Source organism: Aureliella helgolandensis (assembly GCF_007752135.1).
GTDB lineage: Bacteria > Planctomycetota > Planctomycetia > Pirellulales > Pirellulaceae > Aureliella > Aureliella helgolandensis.
Genome location: NZ_CP036298.1, coordinates 8,404,501 through 8,419,335, shown reverse-complemented (window position 1 = coordinate 8,419,335; position 14,835 = coordinate 8,404,501). Strand labels below are relative to the sequence as shown.

The window sequence follows — 14,835 nt, the reverse complement described above, 5'->3', positions numbered from 1 at the left end:
GATGCTGGTGAGCGAAAAGGCGACGATGGCTTGGGGAGTGAGAAACCCATGGCTCAGTGGCTGATCGAATTCGCAATTCGCTGCGTCTGCAAGGCTGGAGTAGTTGCTGCTAGAGTGCGATGCGGGCCGTGTTTTTCGCGTTACCCTTCAAAAAGCGATTGCCTCGCTGCCTCACGCCTCGCGGGGCTCCAAGGTGCAGTTGGGTCTTCCTGGATTCGTGGCGACAAGTTCGTCGTCAGTTTGCGAACCAAAACACGGACCATGGGAACCGTCGGGCAATCTGCAGGGCTTCGCAGCGTGTTCGCACAAAGAGTTGCACGTCTTCTCGCGGGAGTTTCTCCAGCAACACATCCCCCACGATGCGCCATTCTTGTTCCTCCCGCCATCCCCTGGGAGCGTTCGCGCGATGCTTGCCGTGGGGCTGAAAGTAGGGCCGTTGATCATCTGAGAGCTTCCGATAGTCGGCTTCGGTACCATACACGACGGGTCGCGCACCCAGAGCCGATAGAGCACTGGCGCGAATCATCAGTCCATAGGGTTCCCAGTCCCAGCGTCCCAAGTGTGATTGGTACGTTCGCCGATCCAAGAGTTGCGGCAGTGGGCAGGCGGAAAAACAGACACACCGCTCCATCGTTCGCGTTATGGCAGAGGTTCCTACCAATCGCCGGGACTGGAGTATTTGATAGAGTGTCAGCAGCGGGTGGCTCGGCTGGCGACCTCCTAGCCAACTCCGCCAATGGTATTGTTGGAGCTCCTCCATCGGGCCTGGCCCCTCTTGGCCTCGCGTGCAATGCGACAGGAAGGTCCAGTCTTGTGCGGTGCGTGTTCGCCACTGCTTTGGCATTGCAGCACAGAGTTGCATCGGAGTGGAGGGGCGCCGCTTGGCTGCGGGAGAATCGGTTGAACCATCGAGCGAGCACTCCTGGGCTACGATTCGCTTGCAATACTCGATGCGCGACGCAACGGTAGCGGGAGGATTGAAGCTGTACCAACCCACTGCTCCGAGCTTCAGCCAATGGCAACTCGCGGATCGTTGCGGATGGGACAGCGTATTGCTTTCGAGTGCCACAAAAACCGAAGCGGTGGGAAAGGCGGTGTTTTGTAGACGCTGCAAGAGCAATTGTCCAATCACGCCACGCGGGCGAACGGAAATTGCAAATACCGTGTCTGCCAAAGCAATAGCAGCGCGATCTTGAATCGGTAGCCGATCGAACTTTTTCGTGGCGGCATGCACCGGAGGAGACAGGTGGACTTGGTAGCGGTCAGCAGATTCTGCGGGTGTCTGCGTCAAAGTCAGCACCAGCCAATCAACCAGGCTCTGAGTCGAAGGGTTGGGCCAGCCAATCGAGCAGCGCGGTACGTGAGACAATTGCGCCAAGTCCAGCGTGAGTTGGCTGGCAGCGGTTCCAGGGGCGACGAGCAAGCGTTGTCGGCGACGGGCGCATTCGCGAAAGATGGCTTCCAAGCGCTGCGGCCATTGAGGTAGCAGACGCCCAAATCGTCCCATCCGCGAGCTGGCGATGGTGACAAAATTGGTTGTGCGGGCGAACAGGCTAGCGTGTCCAAAATACAAGCGGCGCCCCAACCAGTGCTCAATAGCAGTTTGCCACGGGCGCCAGGAGTCTTGCAGACTGTAGCCATGCTCGACCAGATCCTTCACGTGGCTCAGCCCCACGGGGTTCAGCACGGGGTTCAGCACCGGACGGGAGGCTGAGTCTGGTGGGAGGACCGCATCGCAGAGTCTCTTCAACAGGCAGGCGGATCCCCTGCCAGTGCTGGCCGCCGCAAACTGTTCAGCGGACGCTGTGGTCCATTGGAGCTGGTGACAAGCGGCATGCAACGAGGCACTCAGGAGAGCTCTTAGAGCTTCCACGGACTCGCTGGAGCCGATTGGCTCGCCCGTTTGCACCGGATCATTCGGTTGGCGCATGGCACGGCTTCCTGCTGCGCCACGAGCTTGTCACTCCGCGATTGCATGCTGGGTACCCTAGAGCACTGGCAAGCTCGCACCGGTAGGTGCACTCGCGGCGCGCGCGTTGATTTCTCTCACGATGGCGCGGGTGATCTTGTCTAAGGCGGCCTTGCAGATCGGATCTTCGAAGGCCGCTGCCAAATGTCCTTGGTCAGATTCTTGGCGTATTTGCATGTTAATTGGGAGCTCACCCAGGAACGGGATCTTAATCTCCTCCGCCTTTTCCCGCGCGCCACCCTTACCAAAGATATCGTACTGCTTTCCGCAGTCGGGGCAAACAAATCCGCTCATATTTTCGACCATTCCCAGCACAGGAATCTTCGTCTTGCGAAACATGGATACGGCCTTGATGGCGTCCAAGAGAGCAACCTGCTGCGGTGTGCAAACCACTACGGCACCTGCCAACGGAATCATTTGAGATAGGGTCAATGCCACGTCCCCAGTGCCGGGTGGCATGTCGATCACCAAATAGTCGAGCGGCCCCCAATAGGTGTCTCTCAGGAACTGAGAAATCGACCCGTGGAGCATGGGGCCCCGCCAAATGACCGCTTGGTCGGGTTCAACCAGGAAACCCATCGACATGACGGGGAGTTGTTCGTAGTAGATGGGCTGAATTTTCCCGTTGATGACTTCGGGGCGTCCCGAGAGTCCCAGTAGGTGGGGAATGCTGGGTCCGTAAACATCCGCATCCATGAGTCCGACTTTGGCTCCTGCTTTGGACAGGCTGAGCGCGATCGAGGCTGCCATGGTGCTCTTGCCGACTCCCCCCTTACCCGAGCCGACGGCAATCACGCTGCGAGCTTGCAGGCCGATTTGCCCGATGGGGACTGGAGGCCGATCGAACTCGGTGATATTGACGTCCACTTGAGAGACTTCGATCCCCTGAGCGCCAACGCAGTCTTGAACCTTCTCAATGAACTCGTCGCGAATCGGCCAGCTGTGGGTGGTTAGGCCAATGGTGCACGTGACCAGGGAGCCCTGCAGCGTAAAATCGACGATTTGGTTGGTTTTCCCAAGCTCGCGGCCCGTTTCGGGGTCTTTCAGGCGGGATAGGGCGGACCGAAGGGTTGTTTCAGGCGAATCTGCTTGACTCATGCTCAAACCAGCTATATTTCTCTTACTTGGTGATCGTACGGCAACTTTTGCCCAACCGGAATTTGTCCAATCGCCCACTCGATACTAGCTCAATCGCTCCACGGAAGCCGTTCCAACAACCCAGCGACGAGCGGATGAAAGCCCGAGGCAGAGCGGGGCGCTAACGCGATGATGCGTGGCAGGACTCTCTGTAGAGATGGTAGCCGGGTAACCACCACTTGTGCACCCGCCTCCACAAAGATCGAGGCTTGCCCCGCCAGTTCTGGTTGCAGATAGGCCACCCGATAGACCTCGGCAGCACGCGCTCGGAGCAGGGAAATGGAATGGATCAACGGGCTGAGCTCGTTTGGGTCGCGATGGACCCACAGCGCCAGGCCCACCTGTTGGCCGGACACCACCTCCGGTAGATCCCCGAGTTCCTCAAGCGGGAGCAGTCGTGGTAGGACTGGAGTTGGCCCGCACAGGCGGCTCCAATCCAATCCTTCCAGCATCGAGCTAACGCTGGCCGTGACAACTCCATTGGGATCCCAACTCACCCAGTTCAAGGCTTGGCCGTAGAGCACATCCCGTTGGGAATTGGAGGTGGGCAGATCGTGATGCATGGCTGTCTGTATCCTGCCACCAATTGCCTGAACTTGGTTTCCCTGAGGTTCGCGTAGTGGAATTCGCTGGAATTCCCTGCAAAGGGTGGGATGGTTGTGAAATTCAACGGGGCCCCAAGCTCAGCCTGGGAGCGAGTCAATTCGGCAAACCGAGCTCCGACGATGCACTAGCTAGCAGCTAACAACTGTAAGACGATCGGCTCTGCAGAACAAGCCAGCGAGAGGTTCGCAGGCGTCTTCTCTTCGCTATCGCTCGAGCTGCTGCCTGTCGAATCTTGGGGGGAGCGTGTTCCGTCCGACCGCGTCGCGTGGTCCGAGGGGGCTGCCGCGGAATTCGGCTTGAGCACGGTCTTCAGCAATAGTTCGCTTCTGAGAATCGATACATCTTGAGGCGCCTCAATACCCAGCTGAATGGTATTGCCCCTGACTCGTACAACGTTGATGGTAATGTTATCACCGATCTTGATGCTTTGATTAGGTTTGCGAGTGAGCACGAGCATGGAGGTCTCCTGAATAAGGGTGTGTTACGAGAGACTTTTCAAATGCGAATGCCGTGCCAATCGGGAATTCATCGGTGAAGTTTCCCTCGCAAGTGAAATAGGCCACGGAAAAGTGTTGGAAACAGGGGTAAACTCGTCGTAAATAACGTTTCAACTGCCAGAAATGGAATTTTCTGAAACGGAATGAATTACAAGACAAGTCCCAAACTTTCAAATTCTTCGGAGAAAGTCGATGTTGCACCCCCTTTGCATGCGTGTTTGCTGCGCAGGGCTGGTTTTCGCGCAACTAGTCAGCGTTATCGCCGCCCAGACCCATGAATCGGTATCGAAGTATGCAGAGCTGATACCGCAGCATTTGCTGGGGTTGGTCCACGCACCGCAATCGCAACAAGAACTCCAGTTGACCGATGGCCAAGTTCAGCAATTGGGGGCTTTGTTCGCGGAGATTGATACACCCTGGTTTCAATTGCGGATTCTGCCTGCCGAGAAGCAACGCGAGCTGATCGTCAAGCTCGAGCAGCGGGTAAGAAATTGGTTTCAGGAGAATACATCGGCGGCGCAACAGACGCGGTTGGACCAGCTGGAGTGTCGAGCACAGGGTGTCCGCATGTTGCTACGCCAAGATGTGAAGGGCAAGTTGAAGCTGGAATCGAGCCAGCAAGAGGCGTTGGCTGAGCTGGCCAGAGCGGCCAACGCTGCGACTCAAAAACTACATTCGGCGACTATGAAGAACGCCGTTACCGACGAACTCACTCAAGAGGTTTCCGCAGCAATCCAGGCGGAACAGAAGAGTGTGGCAACGATTTTGCGTCCCGAACAACTGCAGCAGCTGAAACCCCTGTTGGGCGATCCCTTTGACACCGCGCAGCTGAAACGCATTTATCCGCTGGCTCCCGAACTGGTTTCCGTAGAGCACTGGATCAATTCGGAACCTCTAACCCTGCAGCAACTCCGCGGCAAAGTGGTGTTGGTTCACTTCTACGCATTCCAGTGCCATAATTGTCACGCCAATTTCGACCACTACAAGAATTGGAGTGAGAAGTACAATTCGGATGAAGTAGTCGTGATTGGGATACAATCGCCCGAAACGTCTCGTGAACGCGACCCACAGGCGGTCCGCGAGGCAGCGGCGGAGAGTGGACTCCAGTTTCCAATCCTAATCGACCTGGAGTCAGAAAATTGGAAAAAGTGGTCCAACACCATGTGGCCGACCGTCTATGTCATCGACAAACAAGGTTATCTGCGCCATTGGTGGCAGGGCGAGTTGAATTGGCAGGGTGCGACTGGCGATAAGACGATCGAGGATCTGGTGAGCCAACTTCTCCAAGAAGACACACCAACTTAGGCCAGCCATTGTGCAGTCGTGCGAGTTGCCGTTGACTACTGCTCTCGCTTTTTGGGAGGCGCGACCGTCATTTGATCAACGGTGCGGCGGACGCCTGAAATCCCACTCATCGACGACAACAACGGACGTCGCTGATACTCTTGCCCGAGCACACCAGTCAAGGTAACGACCCCTCCGTTTACACTCGCAACAACTTTGCTGCCGGAACCTCCGCTGCGTTGCGAAATCTTCTGAGTGACGCTTCTCAGCAGCGTTTTATCTGGGACAGGTTTTCCGAGTACCATACATTTCTCCCTGAATCGACGAATCTTCGGCATTGCCTAAGAACATAGGAATGCACCAAAGTGGTAAGGTGAACGACCAAGCGGAAGCCGCGGCTCATCGAGCAGCGACAGCTGGGTTAAAGAATGGCAAACAAGATTGCCGTGCCGGGAATTCAACTCTTAGTGAGAGTGACCGCGGCTGATCGCCAAGTGCGAAAAGGAGAGGTGAATCAGATTTTGAATTGAGCGGTGTCGAACACCACGGTTCAACCTACCACGCTCAATTCAATAAAGCTAGTGAAATCCGTGTTTACCGGGCTGCGCAACATCGATTTCCGTAGCTCTCAAGTACGGCACCCTCCCGGTGGGTGTGCAGAATTGAGGCAGACTCTGATTCAATGGGGATTTGCACGATGAGTGATGGAGACTTCCTACGGGAATCGCTCTTAAACGCAAGATTCTGCCAGGAGAAATGTTTAGCGAGAAAGACTTGAAACGATGCTTGCCCCTACGCATCGGTTGTGAGGGGGCTCACTGCAATCGACGGTTGGAGCTGGGTGTTTCGTCGCATCGCTTCAAACTGGAGCTTGAGAAAGTTCTAAGAGTCGCCCAGGCGGGTAGCAAGGAGCATCAAGGCGATCAGAATCCAACAACCGAAAAGTGTTAATGCAAGGACGGAATAGAATTGGTCGCTACCAATCAAGGATATTGGTCCAGCGATGGCACCCACCACTGCACCAGCACAACACCCCACCAAGGCTCCGCTCGGTCCTTTGACACGCACCACACCGAACAGCAAGCCGATCAGGAGTCCGACACCAATTCCGACGGCCAGGACCGCCGCGACCACCCAGCCGGTCACCGCTTCGTTGACCGAGATTCGTTGCAATGCGGCTACCAGGATGGCGCACAGAGTAATGATGTAGAACAGGAAGGCGATGCTTATCGAGCTTCGCCCGGATCGCGGCGCAGTTTGGCGATCGTCCATGGTATCGTACGGTTGCGGTGAGCTCACAGTGGATTGTCCAGGAAGAGTTTTCCATCGTGCCGATTTCCCAATTGTTGGCGGGTGGGATCGCTAATGGTTTGGCTCAAAAAGCGAATCGATCCATCACCCACCAAGACGTTCACGCCTCCCGCATGGGAGGAGGAGAATCCACCAACATCGCTTCCACTGTTCGGTTGGCCATCGATGACCGCTGGTAAATCAGCGACAGAGAGCCAGGTGGTGGGATCGAGTTCATCGTACGGTTTGGGAACGCCAGCGCTAGCCAGATTCTCCGCCTTGGGTTCCATCTCTGCAGTCGAGTCGCCGGTTGACTCAGCGGTGTCCGAATTCGGTGGTTCTACCTCTTGTTCCAAGGTTCGCGAGTCGACGCCGGTCGCATCGACGACAGCTTCGCCGTACGCTTCCGAGCCATATCCCTCTCCTCCATAAGTGCCGCCACCGTAGGTGCCCATGCCGTAGCCTCCGCCCCCATAGGACCCGCCCCCATAGCCTCCGCCAACTCCAGGAGGGAAGTACGTATTCCAACCACCTATCCTTTGATTATCTTTATTGAACTGGGAGCCGAAATTGCGGAGTGTGGCCCGCGTTCCGCTGCTCCAGCCTAGGTCGGTTTCGTCGAAGGATTTTTCACTGGCAAACACCGTTTGGCTAAGTCCGTCGACAATGTCATCAAAGGTGACGGCGCTATTCAGAAAGAGCACTCCATTGTTATCGATATCAATGGGCACTTCACGGCTATCATGCACACCGGCATAGTTCGAAAACGGACCACTGCCAGAGGAGGAGGGACAATGCAGTAGGCTCATGCTGTACTGACGAAGGGGCAGATTCACTTTCGCATAAATTGATTGGCCGTGGTCGATGACATTGTAGGCTACCCGTTGATCGAGCATTGGTAGAATCTGCACGATCCAGTTGTGATGATAGCCAATGGGCAGGTGCACGATGGGACCCTGCGCGTCGACCGTACCTGAGGGCAAAACGCGATGCGCCAGTTCGTAGTTGTGCAGGGCCATGCCGAATTGCAGAAGATTGTTGGTGCACTGTAAACGTCGCGCTGCCTCTCGGGCAGCCTGAACCGCCGGCAATAGCAGGCCGACCAAAATTCCAATAATAGCGATCACCACAAGCAGCTCCACCAAAGTAAAGCCACCCGCTCGCACACGCCGGGATTGGTAGGGGGATCTAAATGGAATGTTCATGATGGTCCTTCCCATGAGGCGGTGACTTGCCCCGGTTGATCGGCTGGATAATGGACGACAATTCGGGTCTTTCCAGTGTTTCCCTCAGCCACAGGTGTCTGAGAAATATGGATTGTCCCGTAGTAGTTTCTGTTCGAATCCACCATGATCTTGACTTTTTGTCCAAGTGCTTTCTCTTGATGGATCATGGTTCGCCCTAATTCAATTAACTCGCGGGCTTGATACAAATTGCATTGGAGGTCATCGTTGCGGCGATTCAAAATCAGCGTTTGAATTGCTTGAGTGGTGAGCAGCCCAGCGATGATCATTACCACCATGGCACACATCAACACCGAACCCAACCGCCGTCGACCGCCCAATCGCCAGCGATTCTTGGTGGATAACGCAAGGATACACCTGGAGGTAGTTGAGTTACTACTCCTCAGAGGCTTGGGAAGCAGGTTTTTCGTCTTCTGAGCTTTGAGGGTCACAGAGCACTCCCCCTCGTTGAGCGTCCACTGGGAAACGGATTGCTGCGGGATTGCCAACGGATCTCTTCCATTTCCAGTTCCGAGGTAGATTCATTCCCCTCAAAGCGGATGATGAAATGGACGAGTTCGCACTGCGGATGCGATTCGATTAGCCAAGTGCCCGACGAGTTGCGCGGCAGTTGCCACTGTTCGCTGGCGGACTCAACATCACCCATCACGACTTGCCTGCGCGCCAGACCGGGCGCGACGGAGTATCGAACGGTGCGCTGATCCGGCAGGGTAAGCTCTAGCGATGGGCTCTTCTCAGCATCTTCGATCACTTGACACGCTTGAGCGGCGTGGCAGTCGGAACGAAAACGTTGTTCCAGCATTTGCAGTGCTTGGTATTTTTGCAAGTGCACCAGCCCTGCACGATGCACCTCAAAGGCTTTCTGGAGTATGACGGCCGATAGCGACAGTATGGCGCTGATCGAGAACAGCAACGCGACCATCTCAATCAGCGAAAACCCCTTTCGAGCGCGATGTCGCATGTCAGTCTTCCTCCTCAGGACGAGGAATCCAAAAGGTCAGCTCGCGAGGCACTACGGGTTGCAAATCGAGTACTCCGTGGAGGGCCAGGTGTATGCGGAGACCTTCGATGGGAGTTGCGACCGAGTCGACTGAAGCGACCCAACGCGTCTGTTCCATCCTCTTTGCCAAAGCTGCTGAGACCGGTAGAGCTTCGATCTTTGTTTTACGAACCTCCTCAAAATTCCAGCAGCCGATTTGTTCCCGGGCATTGGCAACTTCCCAGGCAATTCTAGCGCTCAGCTCACGATTCTGTAGGCCGTCATGCATGCTGGCAGAAAAGGTGCCGAGTCCCGAAATTGCTACGGCCAATAGGATGGTAGCCACCACGACTTCTAGGGTAGTAACCCCTTGTCGAGGGCGAAACCGAGGTACCTGCAGCGGCCTGAACTCGCTAGGCTGCGCGCGTTCCTCCTTACCAGTCGTTCGAACGGCCGCAAATCTGAAATTCATAGCTCTAAACCGATCGTTTTAAAACTCAGTACGCTGCTAGGGATCTTCCAGGGACACTTCAGGCTTGAAAGGAAATCAGCTCGGAGAGGACTTGAATGGTGCCCACGGCCAACCAGCCCACCAGCACGGCGAACAGGAGGGTTTGGAGGACGACTAACCACTGAAACCAGAACGAGTAGCGACGCACCATGCGATCGATGCGTTCGATGGAGAACTGTTGCAGACTCCACGTCGGATCTCCCTCATCGAGGCTGATTGGTAGCTGTTTCTGTTCCGCAGAAGTAACCAGCCCGGATAGATGGAATGCTTCGGATAGTTGGCAGCCATTTTCTAAGGCGGATACGGCGCGTTGGAAGGGCCATTGCAGGAAGGGTGCTGGAACAAGTTGTTCAGCAGCCCGGCAGGCTTCCAGCAAGGTGGGCTCGCGATCTGCAGCGTGCATCAGGGCGGTCAAGCTAACGCTACGGAAGTAATCGGCGCACAGATAGCGGAAGGGCTGCGATTGCAGGAGACGTGGGAAAATCCACAGCAGGATCCCCAGGCAGTAACAGGCCATCAACAACAGGACGACCAGAATCGCCAGGAACACCCAGGGAGGTTCCGTGACTAGGTCGTAGCAGGCCAGCAAATTGCGAAAGATGGAAGGTAGCTGCAAGCCAAACTCTTCAAACATTTGGGCCAGCGTCGGAACAATAGCCAAGATAATGAACAGACTCAGCGGAATCGTGAGAACAAACCAGCTCCCGAGCATCAAACGTCCCAGCAAAGCTTCAATTTGAGATTCAATCCGTTTGGGCTGGGGACCTGAGCGGGGCTGTTCGCCGAGTCGAATCTGGGTGGATGGACCATATCTTTTCTGGAGACGCACAGCTAAGCAGTCGTACATGCCCTTCGCAACTTCTTGCTGCTGCAAGGCATCGTCCCATTCTCTTCCCTGTGCCAGTAGTCGCTGAAGGCAAACGGATCTTCGTCGTAGCCAACCACGATTCTCCGCAGCAAAATGAAAGAGCAGTTGAGGCATTTGTCTAGTGGCCGCAGCGTTCAAGCAGCTGTGGAACAACGCGGATCGCGCCAGCCTCCGCAGCTTGACGACCAAGACCACACTCAGCCCCGATAGCATCAACAACCACAGGATGCTTAAGATGCTGATGCGCGTTCCCAGCGACAGAAAGCCCGCGAGCAACATGAGCGACATGATACAGCGGAGGAGCAGCATCAGCAGCGAATCATCCGAGGTATCTCGATGCGCTTGTGCTACTTGGATCGCGATAAATAGACTGATCGCTAGTGGGACCAGAATGAGCCAATTGGAGAGGAGGTAAGTCATAAGAGCGCCCGCTTCAAACCAGAGCTGAAATGTAGTGCATCAGGCTTTCGAGAGCGGAAAGATAGGAGCTGAAGGTTGCCCACAGGATGGTACCCACGATTAAAAGCACGAAAACGGGAAGCACTACGCTGAGAGTACGGCATCGCTCTTGCGCCAATTGCTCCAATAAATTCGACACATCACCAATCGCGTGCCGTGGGTCCCCGGGATGCTCATCAATCATCAGTAGGGCAGGTCGACACAGCCCATCACTCAGTTGGGAGGTCGACAGCGCACGGCCAAGCGGTGCACCCGCCTCGAGCCGTTCTTGTAGGACTCGGGAGGTCATGGAAAGCGAACTTCCTGCGAAGCTACGTGCTAATACCTCAGTAGCAGGCATGCCAGAAATCCCTTGCGACAGGACGCTATCATAGCGCGATAATAATTCTCGTAGAGCTAGCCACCGCAGGGGACGGCCAATGACCATGGTTCCACCTAAGACGGCTAACCTGGTCCAGGCTGGGCCGATCCATCGTAGGGTAAGTGCAACCAACAGCAACCAAACGCAGGATATGGACAACCCGACGATGGCGTAATGTTGATCCAATCGATTCACGGAATCCTGCTTAGCAGCAATTGAGCTTGCTGAAGAAAAGAAGTAGGAGAAACTGAAGAACGACATGTCGAAGACTTGCAGCATGGCATAACTGAACAGGCAACCCACGCCTAATGCGCAAAACAGCAAGACGGTCGGGTACGCCAACAGAATGCGAACTTCCCGCCAATAGCGTCCCGTTCGCAGTCGCTCTCGCGCAACAGCCATCAAAAAATCTGACGGTGCAGGCAATCGCAAGGCTTCGCTGCAAATCGAACGCAGTTCGTTGGGCATCGTGCCCAGTGTTTTTCGGATCGCTTCCTCTAACGGTTCGCCATCTTCGGTAGACTTGGCTAAGCGATTCAAACTGGTTTGCCAGCGTCGAGGTGCGACTTGTGCGGCCAGTCTTAGTTTGAGTGCATCAAGTGGGCTCGTCCCAGTGCTGAGAACAGCTGCCGCAATCGGTTGGGACGAGAGTGGATCTTGAGGCATAGTGTGAACAAGTTCTAGATGGAAACCATGAATTCAGTGCTCTGCTAGGTGACTCCCAGAGGCGCTTATTCTACGATGTCTAGAATCACCAAGGGATGTAGCCAACAAAAATTTGTGGGATGGAAATGGAATACGCAGGTATTGACGAGGCGTTGGCGCTGGTCGCCAAACATTTTCGAGGGATGACCGACAAGGATGGGGAGCCCTACGTCATGCACTGCTTGCGGGTCATGATGGGATGCCGCGAATCCGATGCACAATTGGTTGGCTTGATGCATGACTTGGTGGAGGATACCTCTGTGACGCTCGCGGATCTCAGGAGCCAAGGGTTCACCGACGAGGTGGTGGCAGCCGTCGACTTGGTAACCCACAAGTCTGGCGATAGCTACGCAGAGTATGTCGTGAGCATCAAATCCAATCCGCTTGCCCGGGAAGCAAAGCTTTCGGATTTGCGAGACAATTTCTCGATCAACCGAGTGTTATACCGCGAGCCAGTTCGAGAACGCGACTTGCTGCGCATGCAGCGCTACGTCTTAAGTTACCAGTACCTCAGCGATCGGCTCGACGAGACCAGCTACCGTCGAAACATGGCCCGTGTCGAGGACGTCTCGGCCTCATGACGCTGCGCGATCTGAATCCCCAAGTCGAGAGCTACGCCACTCAAGTCGTCGAACGGGTGATTGCTGCCGCTCAGTCCGCTGGGGCCAGTGACATTCATTTTGAAACTCTGCCCGGCCTCGTGCAGATCCGATTGCGCATCTCAGGTCGATTGGTTGAATATGGAGATTGCCCCGATGGTCATACGACCAAAATTTTGGCAAGAATCAAGGCGCTGGCGCGGTTGATCACCTATCGAAGTGACATTCCACAGGAGGGCCGGTTCGTGCTCGCCCACCCCCCGTTGGAAGCTCGCGTGGGAACTCTGCCGACGCTGCATGGTGAACGGGCGGTGATTCGTTTGGTCAATCGCACGGCGGAAAATTGGCTGCCTGCGCAGCTGGGTTTGCCCTCCGAAATTGAATCGCGTTTGGTGTCGTCACTTGCCCGTCCCAGCGGAGTCATTTTAGTAGCTGGCCCGGCTGGTGCCGGCAAGACCACGACGGCCTACTCTGGACTGAGATATCTGCAGCAGCATGCTCGCTACCCCAGAAGTCTCGTGACGCTCGAAGACCCCATCGAATCGGAAGTTGCTGGTGTCTCGCAGTCGCAAATCAATCCGTCGACGGGTTACGATTGGGCGGATGGTTTAAAGGCGCTGCTACGGCAAGACCCCGAAGTAATGTTGGTGGGGGAAATTCGCGATCCCGCCACTGCGGCAGTCGTTTTTCAAGCCGCCATGACCGGGCAATTGGTAATCACTACCATGCATGCCAGGACCGCTGCGGATGCACTCCGCCGGTTACTTGATATGCAGGTTTCACCGCACCATTTACGCAGCGTGCTAGAGTTGCTGGTTTGCCAGCGGTTGATTAGCCGCACTTGTCCCTGCCGTCGCGCGGGCGGCAGCCCGGAGAACCTAGCCGAGAAGACGCCTGAAACCTGTGTGGTCTGTCACGGATCTGGCTATCATGGACGGAGCCTGTTGGTGGAGATGCTGCCCACAATCGATGGGGAGCTTGCTAAGGCCCTGGTGCAGGACGCCGATACCTCCACGATTGAAAAACTCGGTCAGGAACAAGGCATGCGGACCCTCGCCGAACGTGGCGCGGAATGCATTTCCCGCGGTGAAGTTGAGTCACTTGAGCTTGCGAGGCATCTGGGGTGAGTAGCCAACAACCGAGTACCAGCGCTAGGGATTTCCTCCCAGAATCTAAGCCGCTTTCGTTAGCTCAGCAGTTGGCGGTTTCTCAGCAGATAGCACAGCTCGTGCGCGCGAAGCGTCCGATCGTCAACGAACTGCCACGCATGGCCGCCAACAGCTCAAGTGAGATTCGGCAGGCAGCCAAGATCGTCGATGAACGCATCGCGGCCGGTGCAACGCTCGACAGCGCGCTGGCTGGCGACGAGTCACGCAATTCGAGAAGTCTATCCGCTTGCATCACCGCTGGGGAGCTGGGGCAGGGCATGGATCGACTCTTGGAGTCTTGGAGTAGTCTGCATCTTGCCAATCAGCGATCTACCCTAGCACTTCGCAACGCCATGCTTTATCCGACACTCTTAATCGTGGTAACGTTGGTCTCAGTCGGGAGCGTCGTTTGGCGGATCATTCCCGAGTATCAGTCCACCTATGCGCAGTTTGATCAGCAACTCCCCAGTTGGCTACAGCTGATTGCTGTGGTTCGCGAGCATGTTGCTTGGCTATTGCTAGGCATGTTGCTGTGCAGTTTTCTACCACTGTGGGTTTGGTATCGGCGTCGGCAGCAGTATGACCAAGAGGGGTTGCCTCGCGAGCCAGTCAGGCGAATGCGCATGCAGAGTTTGGCAGCGGAGGTGGCTAGAAGCTTATTAGCTGCGGGGCGACCACTGTCGGAGGTTGCTTGCTTGAGTTCACGAGCGACTGGCGGAAATACTGAGGTGGCATTAAACGCATTCAAGCAATTGCAGCAGCAGCAACAACTTCCACTCCTCTCGAGCGAGACCAATATCGTGCTAGCTTCACTGCGGGTGGGAGTGGTGGAGAGCAGTGAGGCGATCGGGCACTTGGCAGTGGTGGCGGAGTACTTGCGGGATGAGGCTTACCTAAAATCGTTGCAGCAGGCGCGATGGGTACCGATGCTGGTTGCCCTGGTCGTTGGCGGACTAGTCCTCAGCACTTATGTGTTTCTCATCTACCTACCGTGGGTCCTACTACTGATCCGCATCGTCGCCCCACAGGAGTACCAACTTTGAAAATGGGGCCCTCCCGCAGCCTCACGCTATGCGGAACATCACCCTCCTGGAGGGAGGAGGCCTGCGGACATGGTGCGGAATGCCTTTGGCGGCTAGCGACCTTAGCAGGGCAGAATACAATGGGCAGAAGGTTTT

The 14,835-nt window shown here is 55.7% G+C and carries 16 protein-coding genes; 4 read left to right on the top strand and 12 right to left on the bottom strand.

Going from position 1 to position 14,835, the window contains the following annotated elements; all coding sequences use genetic code 11:
- Window positions 1–235 precede the first annotated feature (235 nt).
- The 4 genes from Q31a_RS29730 to Q31a_RS29715 all read right to left on the bottom strand — a co-directional run bounded on the left by Q31a_RS29730 (window position 236) and on the right by Q31a_RS29715 (window position 4,169).
- The gene (locus tag Q31a_RS29730; RefSeq protein ID WP_145086583.1) at window positions 236–1,930 is read right to left on the bottom strand and encodes a hypothetical protein; all 1,695 of its coding nucleotides are present in this window, start codon (window positions 1,928–1,930) and stop codon (window positions 236–238) included.
- A gap of 57 nt (window positions 1,931–1,987) precedes the next feature.
- On the bottom strand, window positions 1,988–3,067 hold the full coding sequence (locus Q31a_RS29725) for an Mrp/NBP35 family ATP-binding protein (RefSeq protein ID WP_145086579.1): 1,080 nt from the start codon (window positions 3,065–3,067) through the stop codon (window positions 1,988–1,990).
- 89 nt (window positions 3,068–3,156) lie between these two features.
- Window positions 3,157–3,669, bottom strand: coding sequence for a hypothetical protein (locus tag Q31a_RS29720; protein WP_145086576.1), 513 nt, complete (start codon window positions 3,667–3,669; stop codon window positions 3,157–3,159).
- 167 nt (window positions 3,670–3,836) lie between these two features.
- Window positions 3,837–4,169 carry a carbon storage regulator gene (locus Q31a_RS29715; protein ID WP_145086573.1) on the bottom strand — a complete coding sequence of 111 codons (333 nt, stop codon included), beginning with the start codon at window positions 4,167–4,169 and terminating at the stop codon, window positions 3,837–3,839.
- Window positions 4,170–4,401: 232 nt separating this feature from the next.
- Between Q31a_RS29715 and Q31a_RS29710 the strand changes: the two genes are divergently transcribed.
- A complete protein-coding gene (locus tag Q31a_RS29710) occupies window positions 4,402–5,514 on the top strand; it encodes a redoxin domain-containing protein (protein WP_145086570.1) in 1,113 nt (370 codons plus the stop codon).
- Between the two features lie 35 nt (window positions 5,515–5,549).
- Here the strand turns inward: Q31a_RS29710 and Q31a_RS29705 are convergent, their stop codons facing one another.
- The 8 genes from Q31a_RS29705 to Q31a_RS29670 form a co-directional block, all read right to left on the bottom strand.
- Complete coding sequence (locus Q31a_RS29705; protein ID WP_197355946.1) at window positions 5,550–5,798, bottom strand: BON domain-containing protein; 249 nt, start codon at window positions 5,796–5,798, stop codon at window positions 5,550–5,552.
- Window positions 5,799–6,375: 577 nt separating this feature from the next.
- Window positions 6,376–6,792 carry a hypothetical protein gene (locus tag Q31a_RS29700; RefSeq protein WP_145086564.1) on the bottom strand — a complete coding sequence of 139 codons (417 nt, stop codon included), beginning with the start codon at window positions 6,790–6,792 and terminating at the stop codon, window positions 6,376–6,378.
- Entirely contained in the window at window positions 6,789–7,988 is a 1,200-nt protein-coding gene (locus tag Q31a_RS29695; protein ID WP_197355944.1) for a DUF1559 domain-containing protein, read from the bottom strand. The genes Q31a_RS29700 and Q31a_RS29695 overlap by 4 nt, the downstream gene beginning before the upstream one ends.
- Entirely contained in the window at window positions 7,985–8,458 is a 474-nt protein-coding gene (locus Q31a_RS29690; RefSeq protein ID WP_145086558.1) for a hypothetical protein, read from the bottom strand. Before Q31a_RS29690 ends, Q31a_RS29695 begins: the two co-directional genes overlap by 4 nt.
- The gene (locus Q31a_RS29685; protein WP_145086555.1) at window positions 8,455–8,988 is read right to left on the bottom strand and encodes a PulJ/GspJ family protein; all 534 of its coding nucleotides are present in this window, start codon (window positions 8,986–8,988) and stop codon (window positions 8,455–8,457) included. The genes Q31a_RS29690 and Q31a_RS29685 overlap by 4 nt, the downstream gene beginning before the upstream one ends.
- A gap of 1 nt (window position 8,989) precedes the next feature.
- Window positions 8,990–9,478 carry a type IV pilus modification PilV family protein gene (locus tag Q31a_RS29680; protein WP_145086551.1) on the bottom strand — a complete coding sequence of 163 codons (489 nt, stop codon included), beginning with the start codon at window positions 9,476–9,478 and terminating at the stop codon, window positions 8,990–8,992.
- A 58-nt stretch (window positions 9,479–9,536) separates the two neighbouring features.
- Entirely contained in the window at window positions 9,537–10,805 is a 1,269-nt protein-coding gene (locus tag Q31a_RS29675; RefSeq protein WP_145086548.1) for a type II secretion system F family protein, read from the bottom strand.
- A gap of 13 nt (window positions 10,806–10,818) precedes the next feature.
- On the bottom strand, window positions 10,819–11,871 hold the full coding sequence (locus tag Q31a_RS29670; protein ID WP_145086545.1) for a type II secretion system F family protein: 1,053 nt from the start codon (window positions 11,869–11,871) through the stop codon (window positions 10,819–10,821).
- Between the two features lie 119 nt (window positions 11,872–11,990).
- Here Q31a_RS29670 and Q31a_RS29665 point away from each other — a divergent pair, with 119 nt between their 5' ends.
- From Q31a_RS29665 to Q31a_RS29655, 3 genes are read left to right on the top strand one after another with little or no spacing between them, the layout of a single operon-like run.
- Window positions 11,991–12,491, top strand: coding sequence for an HD domain-containing protein (locus Q31a_RS29665; protein ID WP_145086542.1), 501 nt, complete (start codon window positions 11,991–11,993; stop codon window positions 12,489–12,491).
- The gene (locus tag Q31a_RS29660) at window positions 12,488–13,636 is read left to right on the top strand and encodes a GspE/PulE family protein (protein ID WP_145086540.1); all 1,149 of its coding nucleotides are present in this window, start codon (window positions 12,488–12,490) and stop codon (window positions 13,634–13,636) included. Before Q31a_RS29665 ends, Q31a_RS29660 begins: the two co-directional genes overlap by 4 nt.
- Window positions 13,633–14,700 carry a type II secretion system F family protein gene (locus tag Q31a_RS29655; protein WP_145086537.1) on the top strand — a complete coding sequence of 356 codons (1,068 nt, stop codon included), beginning with the start codon at window positions 13,633–13,635 and terminating at the stop codon, window positions 14,698–14,700. The genes Q31a_RS29660 and Q31a_RS29655 overlap by 4 nt, the downstream gene beginning before the upstream one ends.
- The last annotated feature ends 135 nt before the right edge of the window (window positions 14,701–14,835 follow it).

Excerpts from the sequence above, each read along its gene's own strand:
- Q31a_RS29730 (WP_145086583.1), bottom strand. The coding sequence starts at position 1,930 with ATGCGCCAACCGAATGATCCGGTGCAAACGGGCGAGCCAATCGGCTCC.
- Q31a_RS29725 (WP_145086579.1), bottom strand. The coding sequence starts at position 3,067 with ATGAGTCAAGCAGATTCGCCTGAAACAACCCTTCGGTCCGCCCTATCC.
- Q31a_RS29720 (WP_145086576.1), bottom strand. The coding sequence starts at position 3,669 with ATGCATCACGATCTGCCCACCTCCAATTCCCAACGGGATGTGCTCTAC.
- Q31a_RS29715 (WP_145086573.1), bottom strand. The coding sequence starts at position 4,169 with ATGCTCGTGCTCACTCGCAAACCTAATCAAAGCATCAAGATCGGTGAT.
- Q31a_RS29710 (WP_145086570.1), top strand. The coding sequence starts at position 4,402 with ATGTTGCACCCCCTTTGCATGCGTGTTTGCTGCGCAGGGCTGGTTTTC.
- Q31a_RS29705 (WP_197355946.1), bottom strand. The coding sequence starts at position 5,798 with ATGGTACTCGGAAAACCTGTCCCAGATAAAACGCTGCTGAGAAGCGTC.
- Q31a_RS29695 (WP_197355944.1), bottom strand. The coding sequence starts at position 7,988 with ATGAACATTCCATTTAGATCCCCCTACCAATCCCGGCGTGTGCGAGCG.
- Q31a_RS29685 (WP_145086555.1), bottom strand. The coding sequence starts at position 8,988 with ATGCGACATCGCGCTCGAAAGGGGTTTTCGCTGATTGAGATGGTCGCG.
- Q31a_RS29680 (WP_145086551.1), bottom strand. The coding sequence starts at position 9,478 with ATGAATTTCAGATTTGCGGCCGTTCGAACGACTGGTAAGGAGGAACGC.
- Q31a_RS29675 (WP_145086548.1), bottom strand. The coding sequence starts at position 10,805 with ATGACTTACCTCCTCTCCAATTGGCTCATTCTGGTCCCACTAGCGATC.
- Q31a_RS29670 (WP_145086545.1), bottom strand. The coding sequence starts at position 11,871 with ATGCCTCAAGATCCACTCTCGTCCCAACCGATTGCGGCAGCTGTTCTC.
- Q31a_RS29665 (WP_145086542.1), top strand. The coding sequence starts at position 11,991 with ATGGAAATGGAATACGCAGGTATTGACGAGGCGTTGGCGCTGGTCGCC.
- Q31a_RS29660 (WP_145086540.1), top strand. The coding sequence starts at position 12,488 with ATGACGCTGCGCGATCTGAATCCCCAAGTCGAGAGCTACGCCACTCAA.